At 64.7% G+C, this 14,017-nt stretch carries 13 protein-coding genes and 1 tRNA gene; 4 read left to right on the top strand and 10 right to left on the bottom strand.

The window, feature by feature from the left end; genetic code table 11:
* The first annotated feature begins 24 nt into the window (after positions 1-24).
* The 3 genes from E1H16_RS17110 to E1H16_RS18485 all read left to right on the top strand — a co-directional run bounded on the left by E1H16_RS17110 (position 25) and on the right by E1H16_RS18485 (position 2,252).
* The gene (locus E1H16_RS17110; RefSeq protein WP_134325137.1) at positions 25-1,467 is read left to right on the top strand and encodes a thioredoxin family protein; all 1,443 of its coding nucleotides are present in this window, start codon (positions 25-27) and stop codon (positions 1,465-1,467) included.
* 25 nt (positions 1,468-1,492) lie between these two features.
* Positions 1,493-2,014, top strand: coding sequence for a UGSC family (seleno)protein (locus E1H16_RS18945; protein WP_279586376.1), 522 nt, complete (start codon positions 1,493-1,495; stop codon positions 2,012-2,014).
* Between the two features lie 145 nt (positions 2,015-2,159).
* A tRNA-Sec gene (locus tag E1H16_RS18485) sits at positions 2,160-2,252 on the top strand.
* A gap of 189 nt (positions 2,253-2,441) precedes the next feature.
* Here the strand turns inward: E1H16_RS18485 and E1H16_RS17095 are convergent.
* From E1H16_RS17095 to serA, 7 genes are all read right to left on the bottom strand, one after another.
* Complete coding sequence (locus E1H16_RS17095; protein WP_208379129.1) at positions 2,442-4,331, bottom strand: pyruvate kinase; 1,890 nt, start codon at positions 4,329-4,331, stop codon at positions 2,442-2,444.
* Positions 4,332-4,487: 156 nt separating this feature from the next.
* Entirely contained in the window at positions 4,488-5,099 is a 612-nt protein-coding gene (locus E1H16_RS17090; RefSeq protein WP_134325134.1) for a TetR/AcrR family transcriptional regulator, read from the bottom strand.
* Entirely contained in the window at positions 5,096-5,899 is an 804-nt protein-coding gene (locus E1H16_RS17085) for an ABC transporter permease (RefSeq protein ID WP_134325133.1), read from the bottom strand. The genes E1H16_RS17090 and E1H16_RS17085 overlap by 4 nt, the downstream gene beginning before the upstream one ends.
* Positions 5,896-6,615 carry an ABC transporter ATP-binding protein gene (locus E1H16_RS17080; protein WP_134325132.1) on the bottom strand — a complete coding sequence of 240 codons (720 nt, stop codon included), beginning with the start codon at positions 6,613-6,615 and terminating at the stop codon, positions 5,896-5,898. The genes E1H16_RS17085 and E1H16_RS17080 overlap by 4 nt, the downstream gene beginning before the upstream one ends.
* A gap of 98 nt (positions 6,616-6,713) precedes the next feature.
* Positions 6,714-7,397 (bottom strand): ATP synthase subunit B family protein, encoded by a 684-nt coding sequence (locus E1H16_RS17075; protein WP_134325131.1) that lies wholly within the window; start codon positions 7,395-7,397, stop codon positions 6,714-6,716.
* A 108-nt stretch (positions 7,398-7,505) separates the two neighbouring features.
* On the bottom strand, positions 7,506-8,162 hold the full coding sequence (locus E1H16_RS17070) for an alpha/beta hydrolase family protein (protein WP_208379128.1): 657 nt from the start codon (positions 8,160-8,162) through the stop codon (positions 7,506-7,508).
* A 185-nt stretch (positions 8,163-8,347) separates the two neighbouring features.
* Positions 8,348-9,571, bottom strand: coding sequence for a phosphoglycerate dehydrogenase (gene serA / locus E1H16_RS17065; protein ID WP_134325130.1), 1,224 nt, complete (start codon positions 9,569-9,571; stop codon positions 8,348-8,350).
* A gap of 163 nt (positions 9,572-9,734) precedes the next feature.
* On the opposite strand from serA, the gene galE reads away from it, so the two are divergent.
* Positions 9,735-10,679 carry a UDP-glucose 4-epimerase GalE gene (gene galE, locus E1H16_RS17060; RefSeq protein WP_134325129.1) on the top strand — a complete coding sequence of 315 codons (945 nt, stop codon included), beginning with the start codon at positions 9,735-9,737 and terminating at the stop codon, positions 10,677-10,679.
* A gap of 138 nt (positions 10,680-10,817) precedes the next feature.
* Here galE and E1H16_RS17055 read toward each other — a convergent pair whose 3' ends face one another.
* The 3 genes from E1H16_RS17055 to E1H16_RS17045 form a co-directional block, all read right to left on the bottom strand.
* Positions 10,818-11,216: a hypothetical protein gene (locus E1H16_RS17055; protein WP_134325128.1), complete on the bottom strand. Its 399-nt coding sequence runs from the start codon at positions 11,214-11,216 to the stop codon at positions 10,818-10,820.
* A 134-nt stretch (positions 11,217-11,350) separates the two neighbouring features.
* Positions 11,351-12,685 (bottom strand): 6-phospho-beta-glucosidase, encoded by a 1,335-nt coding sequence (locus E1H16_RS17050; RefSeq protein ID WP_134325127.1) that lies wholly within the window; start codon positions 12,683-12,685, stop codon positions 11,351-11,353.
* Entirely contained in the window at positions 12,682-14,004 is a 1,323-nt protein-coding gene (locus E1H16_RS17045; RefSeq protein WP_166741823.1) for an AI-2E family transporter, read from the bottom strand. Before E1H16_RS17045 ends, E1H16_RS17050 begins: the two co-directional genes overlap by 4 nt.
* Between the last annotated feature and the right edge of the window lie 13 nt (positions 14,005-14,017).

Genomic DNA, 14,017 nt, shown 5'->3' with positions numbered 1-14,017 from the left:
GACCACGAACTAGTTGGAGGGCCCATGAGCGCCGCGATCGATTTACCTGATGGCCTCGTCGTCATAGTGAAGAAGGAATGCGCCACCTGCCAACTGATTGAGCCGGTGCTGCAGGACATCAAGGGCCGTGATGGCGTCGAGCTGACCGTGTATACCCAGGACGATCTGAACTTTCCGGCCGAGGTCGACCCCCGCGACGACACTGAGCTCGAGGTCAGTTGGAAACTCGATATCGAAACCGTCCCGACGGTGATTCGGGTCGAGAACGGCGCGGAGGTTGAGCGCACGTTTGGCTGGGTGCGCGAGCAGTGGGAAAAGGTCACCGGGTTGAGCGATCTCGGCTCGGACCTGCCCGGTTTCCGGCCCGGCTGCGGCTCGATGTCGGTCGATCCGGACAAGGTCGACGCGCTGCGGGTGAAATACGAGGGTGGCCTCCTGCACGCGCGACGTATCGAACTCGCCGAACAGGAGGACGAGTTCGAGGCACTGTTCATGCGTGGCTGGACCGATGGTTTGCCGGTCGTACCACCCACCGAAGAACGCGTCATGCGAATGCTGTCTGGAACCACCCGTGATCCGCAGGACATCGTCGCGAACATCCCGCCGGACCTGATCGATGCCACCGTCGAGAAAGTCGCGATCGCAGCCGTCATGGCGGGTTGCCTGCCGGAGTACCTGCCGTGGGTACTGACCGCGGTCGAGGCAATCTGCAACGACGAATTCAATATCCACGGCGTGCTCGCGACGACGATGCCGGTCGGGCCGGTGATCGTGTGCAGTGGTCCCGGCACCGAAGCCATCGGGATGAATTCCGGCGGTAACGCGCTCGGGCAGGGTAATCGGGCGAACATGACGATCGGGCGCGCCGTACAACTCGTCGTTCGCAATATTGGTAACGGCCGCCCTGGCGGGGTCGATCGCGCCAACCTCGGAAACCCCGGCAAACTGTCGTTCTGCTTTGCAGAGCGCTCTGACTCGCCGTTCGGATCGTTGGCGCAGGCCCGAGGTGTCGAGGCCGGGGTCGACGCCTTGACCGTGTTCGCGGGGGAGGGCCCGCGTTGCATCGTGGACCAGAAGTCCCGCACGGCCGATGAATTGGCCAACAGCATCGCCGCGTGCATGCGCACGGTCCATCACCCGAAGGCAGTTCAAGGCTTCGACGCGATCCTGGTGCTCAGCCCAGAGCACGGAGCGCGCTTTCAGGATGCCGGCTGGTCATACGAGAAGATCGTGCAGGAGTTGCGCGATCGGTTGGAGATCCCATCGGAGGAACTGCTGGTCGGAGTCGGCGGTAACGCCGAAGGCCTACCGCCGGCGATGACCGGCAAGGTGATCAACAAGTTCGCTCCCGGCGGGCTGATGATCGCGTACGCCGGTGGCACCGCGGGTCTGTTCTCGGCGGTCATCGGGGGCTGGGCGCGAGGCGCGATGGGATCTACTCCGGTCACCCGCGAGGTGGTAGCGTGACGCGCAGTCGACAAGGAGGGCAGCGATGACCGTTATCCTCGACCCGACCGGTGAACGTGAGCCGATCGAACGGCAGCGAGTCGCACGTCCGGCGTCCCTGGAAGGCCAGGTTATTGGCCTGCTGGACATCGCCAAGCCTCGTGGCAACGTGTTCCTGGACCGCCTCGAAGAGCGACTTCGCGGAGCAGGTGTCGCCGACGTACATCGTTACGCCAAGCCGACGTTCACCAAACCGGCCCCGGCGGACCTGCGCTACGAGATTTCCCAGCAATGCACGATGGTGATCGAAGCGCTCGCCGATTGAGGCAGTTGCACGTCGTGCAGTGTGCATGACATCAGTGACCTGGAACAGCGCGGAGTTCCCGGCGTGTTCGTCGCTTCCAACGTGTTCGTAGAGGCCGCACAAACCCAGGCCGATGCGTTGGGCTTCAGCGATGTGGCGCGCGTTTTCACCCCGCACCCGATCCAGGACCGCACCGACGAGGAGATGCGGCAGTACGCCGACGACGCATTCGAGGCGATCGTCGCGGAGATTACCTCGCGCTAACGGTCGTCGGCTCGGCCCAGTTCTATGCGGCGTGCATCGGTCGTCGCCGCGTTGGTGTGAAAACGCTCGGCGCTAGTTCCACAGGAGGCTGCGTCGTCTTCCGGACGAAACTGCGCCGTCGACAGGCCGTATAGTCGCATCCTATGGAGGCGTCCAGGTGCCTGGTGGCCCTCACGGTCTTCAAAACCGATGTAGCCGAGTACCTCGGCTAGGCGGGTTCGATTCCCGTCCGCCTCCGCAAAGTTCGAGGTGGGGTCCGAGGTACGAGGGCTCCACCTCGAACTTTATTGAGCAGAGCCGGGAATCGGGAGGAGGCCCGAGGAACGAGCGCCGACGGCTCCCATCCGCCTCCGCTATGACTTGAGTACCTGCGGTGGTTTAGGCATGGATCGCATATGGATCGTCAGGCCTGAACCACCGCAGATCGTTACTCTGATGCGGGCTGCCCGGGATACGCGTGCCCGCCGGCGAAGTCTTCCCACGCGTGCAACTGCCGCATGAGCGATCGCTTCTTGAACTGGTGCTCGGCCATTCGTTGCAGAATCCCGGACAACAATGAGACTGCCTCGACGACGTACGGACCCTTGTTGAGCATCACGCATTCGGCGCGCCCCGCCATGGCCGCGTCGGTGACCTCGGCACGCGAAGGGCGACCAGTGCGGGCCAACGTGTCGAGAACCTGAGTAGCCCACACGACCGGAACGTGCGCGGCCTCGCACAGCCACATGATCTCTTCCTGGGCTTCGGCCAGGCGTTCATACCCAGCCTCGACCGCCAGGTCGCCGCGGGCGATCATCACGCCGATGCCGCGCCACTGCATCAGGCCGAACAGTATTTGCGGCAGGTTGGTGAACCCGCTGACGGTCTCGATCTTGAGGATGACGCCGAGTGCGTCCCCGCCGAGATCACGCAACCGAGACAGCAACAGCGCGACATCCTGCGCCTCGCGGACGAAGGACAGGCTGACCGCGTCCGCGTGCTGTACGACGAACGGCAGGACGGCGGCGTCCTCGCCAGTCAATGCGGGGAGGTCGAGCTTGGTGTCCGGCAGGTTGATGCCCTTCGCGGCGCCCAGCTTCGCACCTGACGGCGGGATGTCGGTGATCCGCACCCGAACTCGTTCGCTGCCGGCCTCCTCGACGACGCCACCGATCTTGCCGTCATCGAAGAAGACCCGATCGCCGGCCGTGACATCGGTAAACACCTGCGCTAGCGTGCAGCCGATTCGCAGGTCCGTCGCAGCCGGGTCGACCGGGCTGAGATCGCGGGTAAGTTCCAGGACGTCGTCGGCGAACAACTGCAACTTCTGCTCACGCGAGGGCAGCGCGCCAACGATCGCGGTTTCGTCGTCGTCCCCGACGAGTTCCATACCCGGAACGAAGTAACCGGTGCGCTCGAGTTCGCAGCGCACCGCGCCAGCGATCACGTCGACGACGGTGAGCGTGCGGTGCGCCCCGCGCGAGTCGGTGCAGTCGATCTGTTCGCCAACATCGCGGCGGGCCAGCCAATCGCCATCGGTGACCGGGATCGTCACGCCGCTGGCTGAGGTGGGGTTCTGCTCGTCGATCAGCCAGACCTCGGCCGGTTGGGTGACATTGCCCAGGGCATCGCGGGCGGGCTTGACTTTGACCACTGGAGGGGCCGGCTGAATCGGGCCGGTCCGCAACTTTGGCCCGGCGAGGTCCATGATCACCTTGACGTCGGTCGAGTACTTGCGCTCGGCGGCGCGCAGGTGATCGATCATCGAGCGCCACTGCTGTGGCCCATCGTGCGCACAGTTGATTCGGACAGCCTCCACGCCACCACGGACCAGGCGATTCACCAGAGTGGCGTCGTGGGCAGCTTCGGTCGGTAGCGTCACCAAGATGCGGGTGCGACGACCTTCGCGCGGTCGGCCGAGCAATAGGTCGGCGTTGTGACTGAGTGCGAGTTCGGAGACGTCGTAATCGAGCGCGGTCGAACCCGCGCTCGCCTGCGGGCCGTGCAACTGTCGGCGTACGGCGCGATCGACTGCTGTGAGCGCCGCTTCGACCTGGGATTCCAGTCGACCTAACGAGGAGAGTCCGACTTCAGCGAGTTCGATCTGTAAGGACCGGACATCGTGGGTGCGTAACTCGAGGTACTGCGCGAGGTTCCTCGCGCTCTGCGCGTGCTGGGGGTGCACGTCGTCCCAAACACCGGGTCCATCGACGACCTGTTCGATACGGTCGCGAAGCAACTGGATGCGTGTGGAGATCGCTGTCAGCCGCGCAACATCGCTCGTCGAGACGTTCGCGTCCGACTCGTTGGGGCCCATGAGGGCAGGTGACTGGCTCATGCTTCCACGGTAGGACGGCGTGATGGCCGCGCGGTGAAACGCAGAACAACGCTTGCCGACAGTGGCGGCGCCGCTGAAGACGCAGCCTGAGCGTCGACTCGTCGATGCAGGTGCGATGAGTCGACTCCTGCGCTGCGTTTTCAGCAGCAGCGTTGCCTACGAGGCAGGCGGTGTGCCGACGTCGCCGATGAGGTAACGCTGCAGAACCGGCCCGATAGCCGCGATGACGTCCTGCGCAGGGGCCGAGGCCAGAGGCTCGAAACGGGCGACGTACCGCGCGGTGAGCAGTCCCATAAGCTGCGCGGCAACGAGCGAAGCACGCCACTGCGCCTCGGCGTCCCACTCCATGACCGCGCTGAGTCCGCGGCGGATCAGTGATTCCAGCAGCACGGTCCGCAGCTGCGCGGTCGCCTCCTCGCTCTGTAACGCCGTCCGCAGCATGGAGGACGCCGACTCCGAACCGGCACGATCCCATTGCCTCAGGAATTCACCCAACAGCCGCGAGGCAAACTCCTCACGTGGCCCGGACACTATCTGCGCAAGATCAATGTCCGCCGGGTTGAACGGGAGCCGTACGGCGGCGGCAAACAGCCCCTGCTTCGAGCCGAAGTGATGATTGATCATCGCCGGATCCACGCCCGCACGTGCGGCGATCGCGCGAACCGTCGCCCCTGCATAACCGCCGTTGGCGAACTCCGCGCGAGCGGCCTCGATCAGCGCCTCACGCGTGTCCTCATTACCTGGACGCCGCCCGCGCCGCTGATTCATGCGCTTCGCCGACGCAGCGTCAGCGCACCGCCCAACAGACACGCGATGGCCACCACGACGACGACGAGCAGGCTCACGTACATCGTCGTGGTCGGCGACGAGTTCGCCGCGACCTCCTGCATCGCCTGTACGGCGTAGGTCATCGGCATGATGTCGGAGATTACCTGCAGCCATCCGGCCATGGCATCGCGATCGACGAAAAGCCCGCAGAGCAACATTTGGGGCACGATCAGCGCGGGTACAAACTGCACGGCCTGGAACTCCGTACGAGCGAACGCGGAAACCAGCAGGCCGAGTGCCACACCGAGCAGCGCGTCGGCGAGCGCGATGACGTAGACCCATACCAGCGAACCGGAGACCTGCAGGTCAAAGATCCAGACGGCGACCGCAACCATCACGGTCACCTGTGTCAACGCGAGTACGGCGAACGCGAGTGCATACCCGAGCAGCAGGTCGAGCTTCGCCAACGGAGTGGTCAGCAACCGTTCGAGGGTCCCGCCGGTACGTTCGCGCAGCATCGTGATCGAGGTGATGATGAACAGGATGAAGAACGGGAAGAACCCGAGCATCACCACGCTCACTCGGTCGAACATGCTCGGCGCGCCCGGAGGTGTGGGAACGCTCTCGAACATGTAATAAAGCAGCACCAGCAGGACGACGGGGACCACGATAATCATCGCGATCGAGCGGCGATCGTGGGCGAGTTGCCGCAAGATCCGGCGCGCGCTCGCGAGAGTGATCCCGGTGTGTCGCAGCAAGGGCGCACGCGCGGGCTGCGGGGCGAGGGCTACCTCGGTCATGACGACATCTCCTGGTCTTTCGGTCCGCCGGCGAAGTGCACGAACACGCTGTTCATGTCGGCGGCGCCGGAGGCGGCTCGTAAGTCGGCGGGGGATCCATCGGCAATAAGGCCGCCGTCCCGCAGGAAGAGGACACGCGCACACCGGTCGGCCTCGTCCATCACGTGACTGGAGACGAGCAGCGTGGTGCCCTTTGCCGCGAGTGCGTTGAAGGCGCTCCAGAGTTGGTCGATCAGCAGGGGATCGAGTCCGACCGTTGGTTCATCCATGATCAGTACGTCGGGGGAGCCGACGAGCGCGCAGGCGAGCGATACGCGGTTCTGCTGACCGCCGGAGAGGTTGTGCGCGAGATCCGCGCCGCGATCGGCTAGTCCGACGGTTTGTAGGGCCGTGGCGACGGCGTCCGGTGCCGCGCCGTACAACGCGGCGAAGTAGCCGACATTCTGCGCGACGGTGAGGTCGGGGTAGATCGCGGCGCCTTGGGTGACGTACCCGATGCGCTCGCGCAACGTCGGATCTCCCGCGGGCAGATCGTCGATGGTGATCGTGCCGCCGGCGATGCGTTGCAGGCCGAGCAGCGCGCGCATCAGAGTCGTCTTACCGGTGCCCGATGCGCCGAGCAGTCCGGTGATAGTCCCGCGTTCGAGGGTGAAACTGATGTCGCGCAGCACCGATCGTCGTCCGCGCATCAGGTCGAGGTTGTGTACGGCGATCATCCCGCCTCCTAATTCAACGGCTGATGAATTAGACGGTACGTCACGACTTCGCGTGGCGCAATGGGTGAGTGTGACGAGTAGTCGTCACGGTGAGAGGCTTACCCGCAGGCCGTGCAATCTATGGTGGTCTGCTGGCCTTCGGGCGTCTGGTGGAAGTCGTCGATAGATTTTGCGTAGGCCTTGGTGATTGCCTCCTGGGCCGCCGTTACCAGGTCTGCGAGTTGTTTTCTGATCCGCTCGCGAGCTTCCTCGGTATCCTTGCCGAGCGCTTTGAGGGTCAATTTTGCGAGGCGTTCCATCTCAGCGTTGATGATGCGCCGCAAGTCATCTACATGCCTCTGCTCGTGGGCGTCCACGGCTCTGTCGAAGGCGTCGATCGCTGCCTGACATTCTGGGGATACCGGACGCTCAGGGCGCCAGCGGAGTGCGGTGAAGGACAGATCGATCGGCTCAAGATAGGGACGCGCGGTCACGACCTTGCCGACGAATCCGCCACACTTGATCATCGAACCGCCCAGGCCTGGCTTGCATGGTGAATTCCGTTCGCATTCGGCCTGGGACTCGTAATAGGTGTCGGGTTCGGTCGGGCAAGTCCACACGTTCGCGACCTGTGCTGTCCATTGGTACCCGCCGGTGATCTTTGTGGGGTCCAGCGGCGTCGCGCCTGCTCTCCCGGGGTGATTCTGGCCGCTGGCGTCATAGACGCCGGTATTTGCCATGTGCTCGCCGAATTCAGCGCAGCTTGATCCGGTGAATGTGTTGCGTGGGTCCGGTGCCGTCATGATGCATAACCCCATCCGCGAAGAAGAGTGGTGTTGATGTCAAATAACATCGAGTTCGATCAACATAGCCGAACTGCGGACGAGTGGTGATCGGAAACCGTGAGTCGCTCAGCGGACTTCGTTGAGGATGAAGGTGGCGACCGAGTCGACGATCAATTGGGCGGCGCCGTCCGGGTCCGATCGCTTGCCTGGTTGCAGTGAGTGTCCGGCGGAGGGCACCTCGATGACCTGCCTGCGGCGCCCGCGCCGAGGCAGCGCTGAGCGTACGTCGGACGCTGTACCGAACGGATCGCGCTCACCCTGCACCACGAGCACGGGACTATCGACGGCGGTGAGTTCGTCGAGCCGGGACTTCTCAGGTTTGCCTGGCGGATGCAGCGGGAACGAGAGCGCGATGACCCCGACGGCAGGCCTTGCGAAACATCGGCACGCAACCCTGGCCCCAGCGCTGTGCCCGCCGACGTACACCGGAATCCGCGGCCAACGATGGTGAACTTCCTCCAGCGCGAACGCCCACGCGGCATCTAGCGAAGCCGGTGGCCCGGCGATTTTCTTGCCCGCCGTACGCCATGGTTGTTCGTATCGTGCGACGGCGACTCCACGGGGCGGGAGCTCGGTAGCGAGCGCGGTGAGGTCGAAACTGTCGAGTCCGCCCCCGGCGCCGTGACCCAGCAATACAGCGGCCTTGGGTCGAGCCGGTGTGGCGGTGAGCATCCGGGAGTCGCCGCGATCGGTGTCGATCGCGATCTCGTCCGTTCGAATCACCCGGGGCATGCCAACCTCCGATCAGAATCCAGCGATGCGCGCACGGTATCGGATGTACGACGAGATTGGCGCGGGCCGCCATCTGGGCATCGCCCCGAGTACGCGCGCTCGGTCCGGTCGTGGAGTGCGCCCGAGGCTCACCCCGTCAATGGTGGGTGGTGCCGCCGGTCGAGGAATCGCCGGCGTTAGGGGAGAACGCGCAGGCGGATGGTCTGCGGCATCGCTTCGAGCTGCGCGATCGCCTCCGGGGACACCGCGCCGTTGACGTCGGTGACGACATACCCGAGCTCACCGCGCGTGGTCAGCGACTGCGATTCGATGTTTTGTCCGTGCTCGGCCAAGATCCGGTTGATCTCCGCGATCACGCCCGGGATGTTCTGGTGCACGTGAACCAGTCGATGCACGCCGTCGCGAGCGGGGACGTCGATCGTTGGGATATTCACCGACAGCGACGTTGCCCCGTCCTCGACGTACGAGGACAGTTTGCGGGACACGAACCGACCGATGTCTTCCTGGGCCTCCTGCGTCGAACCGCCGACGTGCGGGGTGAGAATAACGTTCGGCAGCCCTCGCAACTCGGAGATGAACTCCTCGTCGGGCTTCTTCGGCTCGACCGGGAAGACATCGACTGCGGCGCCGGCGATATGTCCGGACAGGATGTTGTCGCGCAGCGCGAGATGGTCCACCACCATGCCGCGAGAGGCGTTGATGAACATCGCGCGCGGCTTCATCTTCGCGAATTCCTCGGCGCCGAAGATACCGGCGTTGCCCGGCCGACCGTCGACATGCAGCGTGACGGTGTCCGCCTGCTCCAGCAATTGATCGAGCGGAACCTGACGGGCGTTGCCGAGCGCCAACTTGGCGGCGATGTCGTGGAAGATCACCGTGAACCCCAAGGCTTCGGCCAGCACCGACAGTTGAGAGCCGATATTGCCGTAGCCGACGATGCCGAGGGTGCGCCCGCGTACCTCATGCGAGCCCTTCGCCGACTTGTCCCAGACGCCGGCGTGCATGTTCTGATTTTTCTCGGGGATACGACGGGCCAGCGAGATGATCTCGCCGATGACCAGTTCGACGACCGAACGAGTGTTGGAGTACGGCGCGTTGAACGCCGGAATTCCGCGGCGTGCTGCGGCGGGCAAGTCGATCTGGTTGGTGCCGATGCAGAACGCGCCGACCGCGACCAGATCTTTCGCGACGTCGAACACCTTTTCGGTGAGGTGAGTGTTCGAGCGGATCCCGAGCAGATTGACGCCGGGCAACGCTGCGACGAGTTCGTCCTCGGTCATCGCGGCGGGATGGGTAGTGACGTCGTACCCAAGAGATTCGAAGTGCTCTACGGCGCGCGAGTGGATGTTCTCGAGCAGCAAGACCTTGGTGGGGTTGTCGCTGGTGGTGCCTGTGGTCACGTTCGTCCTCCGGATGGGAGTATGTGGGACCTTAACGAAGATACGCCGCGGTGCCTGGTGGCGTGCGCCACCGTGGCGCTTTGCGATATCTGGGCTGCGTACCGCCGTGGATCCGTCGGCCTAGCGGCGGCCTGGTCTCGGGAGAAGACCGTATCCTGAGCGCATGCGGCTGTTGGTGACCGGCGGTGCCGGCTATGTCGGGTCCATCTGCACGAGATTGCTGCTCGATGCGGGCCACAGCGTCGTGGTTGTTGACGACCTGTCCACCGGTCATCGGGATGCTGTCGACCACCGCGCCGAGTTCATCGAGGCTCGGGTGCACGACGCGGCCGACTTCGTCAGTACCGACCTGGACGCCGTACTGCATTTCGCCGCGGCTTCGCTCGTCGGTGAGTCGGTGGAGCACCCAGAGCGGTATTGGGAAAACAACATCGTGGGCGGGATCCAGCTTATCGAAGCGATCCGTTCAGCCGGTATCAAGAAAATGGTCTTCTCGTCGAGCGCCGCCGTCTACGGAAACGGGGACGGTACGGCGCTCACCGAAACGAGCCCGACCTCGCCGATAAACCCGTACGGCGCCTCAAAGCTCGCGATCGATCACATGCTCACGGCCGAAGCCCGCGCCCACGGCTTGGGTGCGGTATCGCTGCGTTACTTCAATGTCGTGGGGGCGTACGGCGATCTCGGCGAGCGGCACCCGCAAGAGACTCACCTGTTGCCCAGGCTGCTCGACGCCGCCCGCAATGGCGCTGGCGCGACCGTCTACGGCACCGACTACCCGACCAGCGATGGAACGTGCGTGCGTGATTACTTGCACGTGCTCGATTTGGCCGAGGCGCATCTGTTGGCGCTTCGGGTCGCGACGCCTGGCGAGCACCACATTCTCAATCTGGGGACTGGTCTGGGGCACACCGTCTCCGAGGTACTGCGCGTGGTCGCCGACGTCACGTCGTTACCGCTGGAGGTCGAGGAGCATCCGCGGCGCGATGGTGATCCCGCCGTACTCGTCGCGGCGAACGTTGCCGCCAGCGAGGTGCTCGGTTGGACGCCTACCCGAACCCTCACCGACGCCGTTCGCGACGCCTGGTCCTTCATGCGACAGGACTGACGCGATCAGCACCGATGCGACCGCGTACCGGCAGGCGAGCCGCGTATGGGTGCGCAGGGCGGTACTGGCGGGAGCGTTAGTGCGAAGGCGCGCCAGCGGGCGCGCCGCTATGCCCTAGTCGGTCGCCGCGGATTTCAGTTAGGCGGCTTCGGAGTCGGGGTTGCCGGATCGATCGGCCATCGCGTACAGGCCGAAGGCAGCGATCAGGAACACCGCGCCGATGATGACGTGCACCCACTTGAGATCCATCTCGGCTAGCCCGATCTGGACCAGGGCGAGGACCGGTAGCGAGATCGCGTGATAGAGCGTCCCCTTGTTGCCGGAGCTCTGCGATGCCTTCCAGGCAAAGAAAGTGGCGATTAGGGCGATGACGAAAGTGGCGTACCCGATGTAGCCGTGGATATCGCGGATCCCACCGCCACCGCTGAGCACCGTGCCGCCCAGTGCGGCCTGAGCCAGCGCGAGTATGGAGACGACAAGCGCTGCGGCGCGAAGGTTGCGGACGGCAGGCGAAACGACGGGCTTGGTAGGCGGCATGGGTCGCATTCTATGCGGACCGCGCAGCGGGTTGCCCTGATGCTGCTACACGCTGAGGTCAGCAGCTGGCGTGTCACAACAGGGCAAGCCAGTGAGTGCCGCTACACGCTGAGGCCAAGAGGCGTCAGCGATCGTTAACGCAGGCGGTCGGCGATCTCGGGGAAGAGTGCTAGCCACTCCTCGAGGACTCGTGCCGCGATCGGATAGGACCCGTTGAGCGGATGGGTCGCCAACGCGGCGCGCAGCGCGTCGCGGTCACCGTCGACCGCGGCGGAGATTGTCCACCGTTCGATGGCTTTGAGTTGCCGGATCAAACCGGCCTGATGGTCCGTCAGTGCAGCGACTTTCAGCGGCCGTACGCCGCGCGCGTTAATACGACAGGGCACCTCCACGACGGCGTCGGTGTCCAGAGCGCCGATGGTCGCGCCGTTTGGCACGTTCAGGATGAGCCGCGCGTCGGAATCGTTGGCGATCGCGCGCATGACGGCCAACGCGATCTGTTCGTACCCGCCGCCCTCGACGTCCTCCTCGGCACGTTCGGATGCGCCGGCAGCCTCACGGGAGACCGCCATGTACGTGCGGTTGCGCTCGTCCACAGTTCGCTGCCATAAGGAATACGGTGCGGACGTCGCGGACGCGTCGCGGTAGAACGAGGACTGCTGCTGGGCTAGGAACGAGGCGCGGGACGTCGTTGCGCGCAGCGACTCGACCACATCCCGTCCGTAGTAGAAGTAGTGCAGATACTCGTTCGGCAGCGCCCCGATGCTGCGCAGCAGGTCGGCGCCGAAGAGTTGCCCTTCTTCGAAACTGTTGAGCGCGGTGTTGTCGGCGAGCAGCCCGGGTAGGAGGTCGGTGCCGTCGACGCGTAACGAACGCAGCCAGCCGAGGTGATTGAGACCCACGTAGTCGTACGCCGCGTCGTTCTCATCGATCTGCAGCGCGCGGCATGCGCGGCGAATCAGCGCGGCCGGGGAGTCGCAGATGCCGATGACTCGGCCCGGCAGCAGTGGCTGAAGGGCTTCGGTGACCATCCCGGCGGGGTTGGTGAAGTTGATCAGCCAGGCCGTTGGGGCGACCTCGGCGACGGTGCGGGCGACGTCCAACATGGCCGGGATCGAACGCAGCGCGTACAGGATTCCGCCGATGCCGACGGTCTCTTGCCCGAGAATGCCGTGGGCGAGCGGGATGTTCTCGTCTGCGACGCGACCGTCCAGCCCACCGGCACGGATCGCCGCGAACACGAAGTCGGCGCCGCTCACCCCCGCGCGCAGGTCCGTCGTCGCCTCGACGGCGGGTGCGTTCGGTGCGCCGTCCGCCATACCCCGAAGTACTGCATCGATGACCGCTAGTCGCTGCGGGTCGTCGTCCACGAGCGTGACGTGATCGATCGGCTGGGCGGCGTCCGCCAGTAAGGCGCGGAAGACAAGTGGTGTGCGGAATCCGCCGCCACCGACGATCGTCAACTTCATCGGTTCTCGACCTCATCAGGTCCGGGCTCGGTCGGGTGTTCGGCGGTCGCGGTGACCTGCGCGCCGTCGGCCGGCGTGATGGTGGGGTCCACGAACGCGGGATCCTCGCCGTCTTCATCCTGCGTGTCTGGGCCCAGTTCAGCCGGGTCTGGGTCCTCCGGTAGCCCTCGACTTGCTCGGAATAGGTCGATTACCGCCGTGTTGATGACGGCCGCGAGCGGTACGGCGATCAGTGCGCCGAAGATCCCGCCGACCACGGCGCCGAGCACGACTAACAGCAGCGAGGCGAGCGGATGGACCTTCAACTGCCGGTTCATCAGCAGCGGGTAGAGGAAGTTGCCCTGCAATGTCTGGATCACGATCATCACGATCGCCATCACGATCGCGGTAGTCAGGTTCGTGGAGATAAGCGCCAGCGCGATCACCAGAATGGACGAGATCAGTGCGCCGAGGGTGGGGATGAAGGCGAACAGGAACGCGATCAGCCCGGCCGATAGGGCGAGCGGTACGCCGGCTATCAGACACGCTAGCCAGGTCGCCACGCCGACGGCCAACGCCACGATCAGCGTCACGTTCATGTAGGTGACGAGCACCTCCCAGGAGCGTCGTCCGGCGCGGTTGACCTTCCATTGCGCGTTGCTCGGGAACAGGCGGCACAGCCAGGTCCAGATCCGGTTTCCGTCGCTGAGGAAGAAGAAGATGATGAACATCGACAGCAAGATGGCGGACAGGATGCTGCCGGTGGTGGAAACGACGGTCAGCGATGTGGTCAGGACGTCGCTGGGGTCGCGCTGCAGGTTGGCCAGCAATTCGTCGATGGTGGCCTGCAGTTGCGAGGCGTCGATTTGCAGCGGGCCGTCAGCGAGCCAGGAGACGATACTTTCCAGGCCGTCGGCGACCGTGTCGTAGATCGTGTTGTAGTTGACGATCATCTCGCGGACGATCAGTGCGAGCAGGCCGAAGAGGAAGATCAGCCCGGCAAGGAAGGTCAGGACTGTCGAAATCGCATTGGGCAGCCCGGCCCGGCGCAGGGTGCGCGCCATCGGCGTCAAGAGCGCGGCGATCAGCAGTGAGATAACCACGGGGACGACGACGATCGCCAGGACGTCCAGCAACCACAGCAGTAGGTAGATCCCGATACCTACCGCAGCAAGGCGCCACGCCCAACCGGCCATCAGCGTGACGGCGCGCGGGATCGGCTCACCACGACGGGTGGGATCGAATTCGTGGGCACTGTGTTCGGCCGACCGCAGGTCGCTGAACCGCTGTCGCAGGTTCGCCGCGACGGGACGTCGGGGGCGGGAACTGTCGCGAGCCATCTCGGTACCTCGG

This window comes from Cumulibacter soli (genome assembly GCF_004382795.1).
In the GTDB taxonomy this organism is placed as follows: domain Bacteria; phylum Actinomycetota; class Actinomycetes; order Mycobacteriales; family Antricoccaceae; genus Cumulibacter; species Cumulibacter soli.
The sequence above is the reverse complement of the archived record's forward strand: the minus strand, read 5'-3'. Positions and strand labels throughout refer to the sequence as shown.

Coding starts and splice junctions, on each gene's coding strand:
- E1H16_RS17110 (WP_134325137.1), top strand. CDS start 25: ATGAGCGCCGCGATCGATTTACCTGATGGCCTCGTCGTCATAGTGAAG.
- galE (WP_134325129.1), top strand. CDS start 9,735: ATGCGGCTGTTGGTGACCGGCGGTGCCGGCTATGTCGGGTCCATCTGC.
- E1H16_RS17085 (WP_134325133.1), bottom strand. CDS start 5,899: ATGACCGAGGTAGCCCTCGCCCCGCAGCCCGCGCGTGCGCCCTTGCTG.
- E1H16_RS17075 (WP_134325131.1), bottom strand. CDS start 7,397: ATGACGGCACCGGACCCACGCAACACATTCACCGGATCAAGCTGCGCT.
- E1H16_RS17050 (WP_134325127.1), bottom strand. CDS start 12,685: ATGAAGTTGACGATCGTCGGTGGCGGCGGATTCCGCACACCACTTGTC.
- E1H16_RS17090 (WP_134325134.1), bottom strand. CDS start 5,099: ATGAATCAGCGGCGCGGGCGGCGTCCAGGTAATGAGGACACGCGTGAG.
- E1H16_RS17095 (WP_208379129.1), bottom strand. CDS start 4,331: ATGAGCCAGTCACCTGCCCTCATGGGCCCCAACGAGTCGGACGCGAAC.
- E1H16_RS17055 (WP_134325128.1), bottom strand. CDS start 11,216: ATGCCGCCTACCAAGCCCGTCGTTTCGCCTGCCGTCCGCAACCTTCGC.
- E1H16_RS17045 (WP_166741823.1), bottom strand. CDS start 14,004: ATGGCTCGCGACAGTTCCCGCCCCCGACGTCCCGTCGCGGCGAACCTG.
- E1H16_RS17080 (WP_134325132.1), bottom strand. CDS start 6,615: ATGATCGCCGTACACAACCTCGACCTGATGCGCGGACGACGATCGGTG.